The 12063-nt window shown below is 68.1% G+C and carries 9 protein-coding genes and 1 pseudogene; 4 read left to right on the forward strand and 6 right to left on the reverse strand.

The window, feature by feature from the left end; genetic code table 11:
* Positions 1 to 42: 42 nt before the first annotated feature.
* Together WME98_RS30930 and WME98_RS30935 are read right to left on the reverse strand one after the other, a co-directional pair.
* Positions 43 to 1362, reverse strand: a complete 1320-nt coding sequence (locus WME98_RS30930) for a DUF3500 domain-containing protein (RefSeq protein WP_437945311.1) — start codon at positions 1360 to 1362, stop codon at positions 43 to 45.
* 514 nt (positions 1363 to 1876) lie between these two features.
* Positions 1877 to 2611 (reverse strand): SDR family NAD(P)-dependent oxidoreductase, encoded by a 735-nt coding sequence (locus WME98_RS30935; RefSeq protein ID WP_437945312.1) that lies wholly within the window; start codon positions 2609 to 2611, stop codon positions 1877 to 1879.
* Between the two features lie 70 nt (positions 2612 to 2681).
* Here WME98_RS30935 and WME98_RS30940 point away from each other — a divergent pair, with 70 nt between their 5' ends.
* Positions 2682 to 3602 carry an AraC family transcriptional regulator gene (locus tag WME98_RS30940; RefSeq protein ID WP_437945313.1) on the forward strand — a complete coding sequence of 307 codons (921 nt, stop codon included), beginning with the start codon at positions 2682 to 2684 and terminating at the stop codon, positions 3600 to 3602.
* A 1236-nt stretch (positions 3603 to 4838) separates the two neighbouring features.
* The gene (dctP, locus tag WME98_RS30945) at positions 4839 to 5837 is read left to right on the forward strand and encodes a TRAP transporter substrate-binding protein DctP (protein WP_437945314.1); all 999 of its coding nucleotides are present in this window, start codon (positions 4839 to 4841) and stop codon (positions 5835 to 5837) included.
* Positions 5838 to 6079: 242 nt separating this feature from the next.
* Here the strand turns inward: dctP and WME98_RS30950 are convergent, their stop codons facing one another.
* On the reverse strand, positions 6080 to 6280 hold the full coding sequence (locus WME98_RS30950; protein WP_437945315.1) for a hypothetical protein: 201 nt from the start codon (positions 6278 to 6280) through the stop codon (positions 6080 to 6082).
* Between the two features lie 32 nt (positions 6281 to 6312).
* Positions 6313 to 7164, reverse strand: coding sequence for an IS3 family transposase (locus tag WME98_RS30955; protein ID WP_437945316.1), 852 nt, complete (start codon positions 7162 to 7164; stop codon positions 6313 to 6315).
* 206 nt (positions 7165 to 7370) lie between these two features.
* Between WME98_RS30955 and istA the strand changes: the two are divergent.
* Together istA and istB are read left to right on the forward strand one after the other, a co-directional pair.
* Positions 7371 to 8903: pseudogene (istA, locus tag WME98_RS30960) on the forward strand (IS21 family transposase); the annotation flags it as partial.
* 19 nt (positions 8904 to 8922) lie between these two features.
* Positions 8923 to 9675 carry an IS21-like element helper ATPase IstB gene (gene istB / locus WME98_RS30965; RefSeq protein ID WP_437945317.1) on the forward strand — a complete coding sequence of 251 codons (753 nt, stop codon included), beginning with the start codon at positions 8923 to 8925 and terminating at the stop codon, positions 9673 to 9675.
* Between the two features lie 12 nt (positions 9676 to 9687).
* Here the strand turns inward: istB and WME98_RS30970 are convergent, their stop codons facing one another.
* A complete protein-coding gene (locus WME98_RS30970) occupies positions 9688 to 10389 on the reverse strand; it encodes a transposase (RefSeq protein ID WP_437954038.1) in 702 nt (233 codons plus the stop codon).
* Between the two features lie 290 nt (positions 10390 to 10679).
* Positions 10680 to 11939, reverse strand: coding sequence for a lipase family protein (locus WME98_RS30975; RefSeq protein ID WP_437945318.1), 1260 nt, complete (start codon positions 11937 to 11939; stop codon positions 10680 to 10682).
* Positions 11940 to 12063: the final 124 nt, after the last annotated feature.

Here is a 12063-nt window from a genome sequence, read left to right on the forward strand (position 1 = left end):
CCGCGGCGCGGCGACTCGGCATGATGGAATCGTGTCAGAGCCCTAGGGCCGACCGCGGGCGGGGGCGCCGTGGCCCTCCTGGAGGTGCCGCGCGAGCAGGCTGTCGCCGAAGTCGTCCTGCAGGTCGCGGAACACGGTGTGGATGTGGTCGCCGCCGCGGTTGTCGTACTCGATGAGGTGGGTGGGGCCGTGGATCCGGTAATAATGCGACTGCTTCGGTGAGGCGCTGCCCGCCCAGGCGAAGTGCAGGCGCTCCACGCCGGCGCGCGCGATGCGGTCGAGGTGCCCGTCGGCGAGGTCGGCCGGGAAGTTGCGGGCGTAGGCCTCCAGCAGGCGCAGCAGCGCGGCGCGCTGGGCCGGGGTCATCTCGGCCGCGGGCAGGCCCTCGACGCTCGCCAGCGCGGCGCGGCGGGAGGCCTCGGTCACGAGGTCGGGCGGCGCCGTGGCGGCGATCACGGCGCGCTGGCGCTGCGCGGGGGTGAGGGAGGCCAGGAAGGCGCGGCCGAGATCCTCCTCGGCCGCGAGCACGCGCAGGCCCTTGCGGGGTCCCGAGGGCACCTCGGCCGGGTTGGCGCCCAGGAACGCCGGGGTGGTGGCCACGCCGCCTCCCGCGGAGGTGAAGTTGAGCGAGACGTGGTGTCCCTCGAAGCGAAAGCCCCACGGGGCCTCGGGCCCGGGCTGGCCGAAGAGGGCGAGGTGGTAGCGGCCCGGGTCGCGGAACGCCGGGTTGCCCTCGATGCCCCCGAGGATGCCCTCGAGCAGCAGGACGCCCTCCACCTTGCGGTATCCCTCCGGGCTGAGGCCGGCCCGGAGCAGCGCGTGCGCCGCGCCGCGCTCGCCGCCGTCCATGTCGCCGAGCGCGAGGCCGGCGCGGCGGCGCGGGACGTAATGCCAGTCCTCGCGCTCGCGGCTCTGGAACGCGAGCAGCGCCCGGCCGCGCGCCTCGCCGTCGAGGCCGTCCACGAAGGCGCGCGCGGAGGCCGCGATCGCCTCGGCCGTGGCGCGCCCCGCGGCGCCGCCCGGCGGAGGCGCGGCGCCGGGAGGTCCCGCGGGCGCGGGCGGGGAGGGCGGGGTGGGTAGGGGGCCCGGCTCGGCGGCCTGCTGGGCCGGCGCGGACGGGCTGGCCGGCGCGGCCGCGGGCTCGCCGGGCGGGGCTTCCTGGGGTCGCATGCTGTTGCAGGAGGTCGTCATCGCCAGCATGAGGGTAGCCGCGATCCGCGAGCCCGGCCCGGACAGGCGGGGGTAGCGCGACCGGAGCGCGCGCGGAGGCGCAGCGGTGCGCGCGATCGTGCCGTCGCCCGGGCTGGCGAGGCGATGTCCCGCTGCGTCCGCGCCCGCGGCGCGCCCGGCGATGCTCCGCATGCGCGTAGCCTACTTCGGCGTGTCGGAAATGCCGCCAGAAACACCGGTCGATGGCGAGCGGTCGCCGGAAACAGTAGCAATTTGCATAGCTTCCGCCTGTTTCGCCGCCGAGGACGGCTCCGGTGTGGCCCAACGGCGACGCCGTTGCCGCCGAGGTCGATGCCCCGGAGAACGTCGTCGGCGGTGGATGCTGCGCTGAAGCCGCTGCCGATCAAATGTTGCTTGTTCGTCATGCCGCTCTTCTATCGCCTGTCGCGAAAGACCGATTCGAAGGAACGGGCATTTCACTTTCGGCTACGGTTCAGCTTGCTTGGCGGGAACGAACGACCAAAATTCGAAGGTGCTCGAAACGACGGCGGCTCCTCGCTCGGCCTTCTCACGGTCGCGCTTCGTCGAGTCCGTTCGCAGCTCCGTGCCGCCGCGAGGTCGCGCGCGTCGCGTCAATCGACTCCCCGACGGCAGGACTTCGCTGTTCTTCCGCCTGCACGAGGGCCGTCACCCCCTCGCCCTGTCCTCAGCCCTGCGCCGTAGGCCACACAACGACGCTGCCGACATTGACCTCGGGCGGCTGCTCGATCGCGAAGGCAATGGCGCGGGCGATCGAGTCCGCCGGGATCGCGACTGAATCGGCGGTCGACCGGATCGCGCTCCGCGTCGCCTCGTCGGTGATCGTGTCCGCGAAGTCCGTCGCGATCATGCCGGGAGAGATCTCGGTGACGCGCAGGTTCGGCCCGGACTCCTGGCGCAGCGCCTCTGTGATCGTGCGGACCGCGTTCTTGGTGGCGCCGTAGACGCCCATCGTGGGCACGACCTTGAGGCCGGCGACGGAGATGACATTGACGATGTGGCCGCTCTTCTGCCGACCGAAGACGGGCAGCGCGGCGGCAATGCCGTAAAGAACGCCCTTGAGGTTCACGTCGATCATTGCGTCCCAATCATGGACGTGCAGCGCGTCGAAGCGCGAGATCGGGGCGATGCCCGCGTTGTTGACGAGGACGTCGAGCCGTCCAAACCGGTCGCAGGCGAAGTCCACCAGCGCCTGAAGGTCCGCTCGCTTGGTGACGTCGGTGATCCGATAAATCGCACGCCCCCCGGCCGCCTCGATCTCTCCCGCTGCCGCCGCGATCTCCGCCTCGCGCCGGGCGCCGATCACGATCCGCGCGCCGCGCGAGGCCAGAAGAATTGCTGTGGCCCGGCCAATCCCTCTGCCGCCGCCCGTGATCGCGACGACCTTGCCCTCGATGGTCATGAGATGCCTCCTGGGTTGTGTTCGAATAAGGCTAGTCGGGCGAGGCCGGTCGATCCATGATTGTTCGGCCATGATTTTGTCGCGATCGTCCAGAGAGACGCTGGATCCATTTTCCCATGTGCTGTCGGCCCTGGGCGTGCGCAGCGTCAGGTCCACGCGGTTCGAGGCGTCGGGCGACTGGGCGCTCGCCTTTCCCGGCAAGGCGAGGCTGAAGTTCGTCGCCCTCCTGCGCGGGCGGTGCTGGATGCTCCTGCCCGACCACCCGCCGGAGGCGCTGACCGAGGGCGACGTGTTCCTGATCGGCGATACTCCCTATACGGTAGCGAGCGACCCTGCGATCGAGCCTGTGGACGGCGCGCCGCTCTACGCGCAGCCGGACCATGACGTCGTGCGCCTGGGCGACGGCCTCCAGACAGGGCTTCTGGGCGGGAGCGTCGACTTCGCCGATGGCGATGCGGCCTTCATCCTGGAGGCGCTGCCCGCGTTCCTCCGGGTCGATCGTGCCTCGCCCGGGGCGGGAGCCGTCGCGCGGACGTTGGCGTGCCTGGAGGCGGAGATCGGCGAGGACCGGCCGGGGGCCCCGCTCATCACCGACCGCCTGGCGGAAATCCTCCTGGTCGAGGCGATCCGTGCTTATATCGCGATGGGTGCCGAGGATCGCGTCAGCTGGATCGGCGCCCTGGCAGATCGGCAGGTCGGCGCGGCGCTCCGGCTCATGCATAGCGAGGTGGCTGAGCCCTGGACGGTGGCCAGGCTGGCAGCGCGTGTCGGCATGTCGCGCTCCGCCTTCTCGGCCCGCTTCGTGGCGCGCGTTGGCCGGCCGCCGCTCGATTATCTCACTCATTGGCGCATGGTGCTGGCGCGACGATTGCTGAGCGAAGGGCGGGACCCCATCGCGAGCGTGGCGGCCGAGGTCGGCTATAGCTCGCAGAGCGCCTTCGCGCATGCGTTCAAGCGCACGTTCGGATATCCGCCACGGAGCGTCGCTTGAGGAGCGCGCTGCTCCCTGGCGAGCACACCACCGGAGACGTTGTAATCCTTGTGGAGGTAGAGCATGCGGTTGGCACGTTCATAGGTAATCCGTGCAAACGCGGCGCTGCATGCGTGGTCCCGGTCGCAGGATTTCTCGGACCTCGCCAGGTCGGTGATCGAGCGCGGCGCCTCGTCGGCCCGCTGCGCTGCCGGGGGATCGGCGGCACCCAGCCCGCGGCAGATCCAGGACCAAGCGGACCGTGCCGACATGGCTCGGCCCCCGCGGCTCTTGGCGTCTGTCCTACCCGGACGCCTCATCTCTGCGGCATGCTACTGTCGGCGCGACCGTGCTCGCCCGTCCAGTGCCACCGGCAGCCCGAGCAGCCGACCGATCGCCCCATGAACGACCCGGGCCGCCACCTCATCCCCGAGGGCGACGGCGCGGCTCAGGGTGCTGGCGAGCGAGGCGACCACGGCCGCCCGAGGCGACGGATCGGTCACGGCGAGCCCCCCAGGCCCGGGGCTTGACCGTTGGGCCCGGGTTGGGACCATGTCTTCCGAGGGGGTGCGATCCATCGTCACGCCCTCCCCAGATCCCCGCGGAAGCGACGACGTGCACGTGCGTCGTTTCGCGCTCGAGCATGCGCTCGCGCGTCTCCGCGCCAGGCAAGCCGGTCGGCTCGCGGAGCTCGCGGCGCACGATCCGCCCGTCCCGCAGCCAGGGTCGGAGCGCGCCGACGTGGACGTCGATCGAGACCGAGCAGCGGTGCTCCGCGACCCATCGCCACACGTTGGCGGACGTGATGTAGCCGGTGCCCTCCACGCGGGCGCCGCTCGGGTCCTCGACGCGACCAGCATCGTGCGGGCGGCGCGGGAGCTGCTGGCCGTGCCGTGACGGCCCTCCAGCGATTCGATCCGGCGCTGCGGCGGAATGTCCATGCGCATACGCTGGCGCTGGATGGGCCTCGAACCCTCGATCTCGTACTCGATCGGATATGAGGTGTGAGAGGAACAGGGGCAGCGCGCCGGGGCGACGTAGGGGCACTGCGAGCCACTATCTCAATTTCTGAATTTTCGTCACGCGAGCTCGCACAGGGCGATCACGTCAACTCGGCCCGGCCATGAGACTGAAGCGAATGAATTTCTTTGACATTCACAAGGGCTTTAGGATTTGCTACCCGCCCCAGGGCGATCCGGAGCGCCGAGCAGAAGGCCGCGACATCGGGTCGCATCGTCCTGCATGGAGGCAATCGTAATGAAGCTGCAGAAGGTGATGGCGTTCCTCGGCGCCTTGGCGCTCGTGGCCGGGTTCGGGTTGGCGCGCGAAGCACGCGCCGCCGAGGCGATCAAGATCGGCACGCTGGCGCCCAAGTCCAGCACGTGGGGCAAGGTCTTTACGGTTTGGGAAAAGGCCGTCAAAGAGAAGAGCTCGGGCAGGCTCGAGCTCCAGTTCTTCTACAACGGAACGCAGGGCGATGAAGACGCGATGATCGCCAAGATCAAGGGCGGCCAGCTCCACGGCGCGGCCGTCACCGGCGTCGGCCTCGGCAAGGTTTACAAGCCGATCCTCGCGCTGCAGATGCCGGGCCTGTTCACGAGCTGGAGCAAGCTCGACAAGGCCCGTGACGCCCTCAAGACGGACTTCGAGAAGGGCGCGAAGGATGCGGGCTTTTTCATCTCTGGCTGGTTCGACGTCGGCCTCGTGCGCACCATGTCGAAGGGCTTCGCGATCAAGGTGCCCGGCAACCTCAAGGGCAAGAAGCCGCATTACATCCGCGCCGACGCCATCCTCCCCGTGCTCTACTCCACGATCGGCGGCGTCTCCGGCGTGCCGCTCAACGTGCCCGAGGTCCTGCCGAACCTGAACACCGGCGCGGTCAATGTCGTCAGCGCGCCGTGCCTCGCCGCCGAGCAGCTCCAGTGGGCTGGCAAGCTCGACAACCTCAACGACGCCGTGATCGCGACCGCGATCGGCGCGGTCGTGTTCTCGAGCAAGACCATCGACGCGCTCCCGGCCGACCTCAAGGCCATCCTGACCGACACCGGCAAGGTGGCCGTGAGCGCCCTCACCACCCAGGTCCGCAGCGAGGACGACGCCGCCTGCAGCCGCCTCAAGACGAAGATGACGGTCACCACGCCGTCGGCCGACGACAAGACCAAGTGGGAGGCCGTCTTCAAGCAGACCCGGCAGAAGCTCGGCCAGGGCACCTTCTCGCCAGATCTCGTGAAGAAGGTCGAAGGCTACGCGAAGTAGCCTTCGAGCGGTCGGTTGCTGCGCGCCACTTTCGCATCAACCTGGGCCGAATGCCCATGCGCATACGCTGGCGCTGGATGAAGTGGTTGTGCCGCGCGAGGAGTTGGCTGGAGACAGCCTGTCCTCTCTGCGCGTGCCGGCGCTCGACGGATGGCGAGGTGCATGACGTCGCGCGCGCAGCTCGATTCGTATGACTTACAGATCGAGGTCGACGGAGCGAGAGCGAGCCCCGAGGGCCTCGATCACTTGATGACGAACTCGATCGGAAAATGGTCGCTCACCGCCCTCATCTCGTCCCCGTTCAATTTGAATCTCTCGTCCACATACACGGTGCGAGCCTGCGCGGCATTCACCCGCATCTCGTCGCCTGCCACGACGACTCGATCGTAAGCGCAATTTTGCTTACCGACGGTGGTGTCGGCGTCGTCCCCGATGAGCCACAAGTGATCCTCCCCCGCTTCCTCGGACAGTCTCACTATGCCGCGCGCGCGGCCACGTAGGTCTTCAATTCGAACTCGATCGGGCTCATGTAGGCGAGCCGTGAGTGCCGGCGTTTCAGGTTGTAGAAGTTGTCGATGTAGTCTCTGACCGAGGCGGTGGCGGCCGCTCGCGTCGGGTAGCGCTCGTACTCGACCAACTCCGCCTTCAGCGTCGCGAAGAAGCTCTCGGCCACGGCGTTGTCCCAGCAGTCGCCAGCGCGGCTCATGCTCGGGATGAGCCCGTGCGCCCCGAGCACGAGCCGGTAGTCGTCGCTGGCGTAGGGGCTGCCGCGATCCGAGTGGTGTACCAGCCCAGGCGCCGGCCGCCGCGTTCCCAAGGCGAACGCGAGCGCGGTGAGCGCCAGGGCGCGATCGTTGAACGCGCTCGCGGCCCAGCCGACCACGCGGCGCGAGAACAGGTCCAGGATCACGGCCAAGTACAGCCAGCCCTCGCCGGTGGGAATGTACGTCACGTCCGTCACCCAGACCTGGTTGGGCGCTCGAGCATCGAATTGCCGCTCGATCACATTCGGGGCGATCGAGCCGTTGTGCCGCGAGTCGGTGGTGCGGCGGAAGCGCCGCTTCGTCCGAGCCACGAGCCTCTGAGCGCGCATCAGCCGCTCGACCCGTTTCTTGCCGACACGCATGCCGCGAGCACGCCGCTCCGCGTGGATGCGCGGACTGCCGTAGCGGCCACGGCTCTTGTGGTGCACGGCCCTGATCTGCGCGCTCAGTTGAGCGTCGGACTTGGCCCGCGCGGACTCCGAGCGCTTGGCCCACCCGTAGTAGCCGCTGCGCGAGACCAGCTGCGTATTCCGGGCCGACGTGACGGCCGATTCCGAGCGCACGTGACGGCTCGTTCCGACGGGACGTGACCGGGCGTTCCGGGCCACCCGACGGGGTGTTCCGACACACCTGACGGCTCGTTCCGACGCACGTGACGGGCCGTTCCGAGGGACGTGACGGACCGTTCCGACGGGGGTGACGGCCCACAGGCGGCGCTCGCGGTCGCAGCCTCATCGCGTACATGGGCGCGATGTCGGAGCGGCTATCGATGCGGAAGGTTCGAGAGATTCTGAGGCTCAAGTTCGAGTGCAAGCGCAGCCGAGCGGAGATCGCTGCAGCGGCCTGCGTCGGCGAGAGCACGGTGAGCGGCTACCTGGCGCGCGCGGAGAAGGCGGGGCTGACGTGGGAGGTCGCCCGAGAGATGACCGAGGCCGAGATCGAGTCGCGGCTGTTCCGCGACGTCGGCCGCAACGAGCCGCCCGCGCGCGTGCCGATCGACTTCTCCTGGGTGCACCGCGAGCTGTCGAAGCCGTGCGTCACGCTGCAGACGCTCTGGCTCGAGTACCGCGAAGCGAGCGCGGCACAGGCTCCGCTGAGGCCCTACGAGTACAGCCGGTTCTGCGACCTGTACGCAGGCTGGAAGAAGAAGCTCGGCGTCGTGATGCGTCAGGTTCACCGCGCCGGCGAGAAGGTCTTCATCGACTACTCGGGAAGGAAGCCGCACATCGTCGACCAGACGACCGGCGAGGTGACCGAGGTTGAGCTGTTCGTCGCGGTGCTCGGCGCCAGCAACTACACGTACGCCGAGGCAACGCGCTCGCAGAAGCTCGCCGACTTCGTCGGCTCGACGGTTCGGATGCTCGAGTACTTCGGTGGCGTGCCCGAGGTGATCGTCCCCGACCAGCTCCGCAGCGCGGTCTCCGGGCCGGATCGGTACGAGCCGGACATCAACCCGACCTACCTCGAGATGGCGCACCACTACGGCGTGACGGTGATCCCGGCTCGGCCTCGAAAGCCGCGCGACAAGGCCAAGGTCGAGGGCGGCGTGCTCATCGCGCAGCGCTGGATCCTCGCCTCGCTGCGACACCGGACCTTCTTCAGCCTTGCCGAGCTCAACGACGCGATCGCGTCGCTGCTCGAGCGGCTGAATGCGCGGCCGTTCCAGCGGCTCGACGGCTGCCGGCGGACAGCGTTCGAGACCATCGACAAGCCCGTGCTGCGGCCACTGCCGGCGCGGCCGTACGAGCTCGCCGACTGGAAGCACGCCAAGGTCAACATCGACTACTGCGTCTGCTACGACGACCGGCTCTACAGCGCGCCGTACACGCTGGTCGGTGCGCGCGTCGAGATCCGAGAGACGGCGGCCGTCGTGGAGCTGTTCCACGACGGCGTGCGCGTCGCATCGCACGCGCGCAGCTACGGGCGGAAGGGCACGGCGGTGATCGTGGACGAGCATCGCCCCAGGGCCCATCGCGACTACGGCAAGTGGCCGCCGGAGCGCGTGGTGGCGTGGGCCGAGACGATCGGTCCGAACGTCGGCGAGCTCGCGCGCGCGGTCATGCGCCACCGCACCCACCCGGAGACGGGCTACCGGACGTGCCTGGGCGTGATCCGGCTCGCGGACAAGTACGGTCGCGAGCGCGTCGACGCTGCGTGCGCGCGTGCGCTTCGCATCGGCAGCCCCACCGCGAAGAGCGTGACCGCGATCCTGAGGAATGGTCTCGACCGCGCGCCGCTGGTCGAGCCGCCGCCCCGGGGGGCCCTGGCGCACGAGAACATCCGCGGTGCTGAGTACTTCGACAAGGAGGAGAGGAGTGATCTTGGAAGAGACGATTCAGAAGCTGGTCGAGATGAAGCTGAACGCGATGGCGGCGATGCTGAGAGAGAGGGAGGCTGCGCCGTCGGCGGAGCCGCTCTCCACTGAGGAGATGATCGGGTTGCTCGTCGACCGCGAGTGGACAGCCCGTGAAAACAAGCGGCTCCATCGCCTGCTGAAGGATGCGCGGGTGCCGGGGGGCGCGTGCATGGAGGACTTCTCCTGCGAGGCAGGGCGCGGCGTAGACAGGTCCTTCGCTCGGTCGCTGGGCTCCTGCCAGTGGGTCCGAGCGAAGCAGAACGTGATCGTGCTGGGAGCGACCGGAGCCGGGAAGAGCTTTCTCGGCGGCGCGCTGGCGCAGGCAGCCTGCAGGCAGGGCTTCCGCGCCCTCGTCATCCGCACCCCGCGCCTGCTCCAGCAGCTCGCGGTCGCGCGTGCCGACGGGACCTACGCCAACGCCCTCGCGCGCATGGCCAAGGTCGCCGTGCTGGTCCTCGACGACTTCCTGCTCGCGCCCATGACCGATGTCGAGAGGCGCGATCTACTCGAGGTCCTCGAGGACAGATACGACACGTCGTCGACCGTGATCACCTCGCAGATCCCGGTGAAAAGTTGGCACCAAGCCATCGGAGAGGCGAGTATCGCCGACGCGATCTGCGACCGCGTTGTCCACAACGCGCACCTGGTGACGCTCCGCGGCGGGTCGATGCGGAAGAAGAAGGCGGTGGCTCCCGAGGTGACCGAGACGAAGACCTGACCGCGCTCGTCGCTACGCTCCGGTCCACGTCACGCCGGACTGGGCCGTCGCGTCGCCCCGGAACGAGCCGTCACGTCCGTCGGAATACGCAAGCGAAGGCGCGATTGAGCGACAGCCGCACCAGGCCGTCCTGCTGCGGCTCGACGCGGTCCTTTGCGATCGGGGGTCGCAGCACGTAACGCAGCAGCGCCTCCCTCGCCGCGGCATGGTGCGCACCGGCGCGCGTCGCTGCGTGCAAGGTGAAGCCATCGAGCGCAGCGCACAGCGGCTTATCGTACGCGAGCGCGCTCGGAGAAGACGGCGAGAGCCCGCGGAGCCATTGCGGGGCGACGACGTGTGGCGCGGCTCTCGTCCCGAGACGGCGGAGGCACAGAGCGCTGCCTCGGGCTCGTCGTCTCCCTCGACGTCGTGCTCGATCTCGAGACGCCCGTGCCGCCGGAGGTAACGGAGCATCCGCCCGACGGCGTGCTCCAGGACCTGACCGACCGCGCGAGTCGGAAGATGACCGAGTTCGTTCCACACGAGCTCGGTGCCGTCTTCGTGATAAGCCCCGTCGAGGAACACCACGTGCAGATGCGGATTGAGCCGCATGTCGCCGGACGTGCGTTGCACGACGGTCACCGCGCCGCTCTTGACCGCGCCGCACGCGCCTCGGCGCGCGGCGCGCTCTTCGTAGAACCGCTCCACGCTCTCGACGAAGATGCGGGTCAGCACGCCGAACAACGCCCCGTCCTGGGCGAGCCTGCGCCGCCAGCGTGTGTCCGAGCTGCGATGCTCGCCGGATGTGCAATACGGCGGCGCACATAACGGACCGCGTGCTCCCAGCGGTGCCCGTGCGGCAATGGGTGCTTTCGCTACCCTTCTTAGCTCTGTCACCTGACCGCGGCTTTGTTGAGCCAGGTGACCACACCGATCGCGCTTTATATTCTGTTTGGTCCGGCGATGGAACATCAGGGGGAGGAAGCATCGCGCCCGCGCGGGCGTTGACTGGCGGACCGAGCGGCTCAGTCGAACTTGAACTGGGTGGCGGCGCTTTGATCCGAGGCGCCGGCGCAGTTGATCACGCGCACGTCGGCGACGGCGCCCGCGATGCCAAACGGTGCCTTACATGTGATGGTCTTATCGTCTTTGACCGTGACATCGGTCGCGTCCCCGAACCCGATCAAGAAGTAGAACCTCACCTTGCAGTCCTGGGAGAAGTTCTTGCCGGTGATGGTCAGCAGGTCGTTCATGTGCCCGTTGTTCGGGCTCACGCTGGTCGCCACCGGCGGGTTGGGGAGCTGCTGCTGCTCGGAGAGCCCGAGGAGCTCGAGGTAGGTGTTGGCCCCGTGCTGGTACGCCATCTCTTCCTTCCAATAGGCGTCGGCCATCGCCTCGTCATTTCTGAGAACGTGGCGGGAATCAGTAAAAGAAATAGAGAGATTCGTGTTGAGCGGCGGCTGCTGGGCCACCTGCGTATACTGGGAATGTGTGCCCACCCCGTTTGCCTTGTCTATTGCGCTCTGAATCTGCTGTTTCATGTTCTTGCTGGCGGCGAGCCCCGGCAGGGGATAGAAAGTATCCCGGACCGTCTCCAGCGCGGCCCAAGCGTGGGGGACGACATCGTATGCGTTCCAGACGCAAACGGGCGCAGGCTGCTGGTTGTTGAACGAGGTGGCAAACTTGCTGTCACCCGCGCTCGGCGCGGCGAAGGTGTAGCACTGCACGGTGCAACCATAGCCGTTCAGCTGGTCCCGGAGGTAGAGGCTAAACATGGTGGCCATGGCTCCGCCGAGGCTATGGCCGACGACATATACAGTCTGTGGGCCGGAACTTTCCTTCACGAATCCCTGGAGCGTCGACACCAGATTCGTATCGTTCGTGATCGCAGCGAATGCGACATTAGATCCATGGGACACCTTGCCATACTGCGCGCCGCCGAGGAAGTCCTCCGGAGTCGCCACGTCATAGTCTTCCATTAAGTTGAAGAGGTTGACCGTGCCGCGAAATACCACCGCGAACGCGGAGGCCGCGGCGTTCTGCGCGATGTAGGCCATGTTGAACCCGAAACCCGACTGCTGCACCCACTTCAACGTCCACTGGCCGGCGGTGGCCAGCGACGTCATCGCCAGCTGCGTTTCGATGCCCTTCTGGATGCGCGCAGTCTGCTGGTCGGGCGATTCGCCCGGGAGCGTATTCTGCGCCGTCGACGCCAGACCAGCCAATGTCATCATCACCTGCTGCTTCACGTCGGTCCCTACTCCCGCGTTCTCCTGCTGTACCATGGCTTCTCCTCCTTGAGCGCTATGTCCAATCACGCCTGACTCCCGGGTGGGGTCAGGCGGGCGAAAGGTGTCAGTCTCGATGAGAGATGACAATCGTTGGTTTCCTCTCGAATGTGTGCTGGTG

It is taken from the genome of Sorangium sp. So ce296, assembly GCF_051529605.1.
In the GTDB taxonomy this organism is placed as follows: domain Bacteria; phylum Myxococcota_A; class Polyangia; order Polyangiales; family Polyangiaceae; genus Sorangium; species Sorangium cellulosum_D.

Coding starts and splice junctions, on each gene's coding strand:
- WME98_RS30930 (WP_437945311.1), bottom strand. CDS start 1,362: ATGCGGAGCATCGCCGGGCGCGCCGCGGGCGCGGACGCAGCGGGACAT.
- WME98_RS30935 (WP_437945312.1), bottom strand. CDS start 2,611: ATGACCATCGAGGGCAAGGTCGTCGCGATCACGGGCGGCGGCAGAGGG.
- WME98_RS30940 (WP_437945313.1), top strand. CDS start 2,682: ATGATTTTGTCGCGATCGTCCAGAGAGACGCTGGATCCATTTTCCCAT.
- dctP (WP_437945314.1), top strand. CDS start 4,839: ATGAAGCTGCAGAAGGTGATGGCGTTCCTCGGCGCCTTGGCGCTCGTG.
- WME98_RS30975 (WP_437945318.1), bottom strand. CDS start 11,939: ATGGTACAGCAGGAGAACGCGGGAGTAGGGACCGACGTGAAGCAGCAG.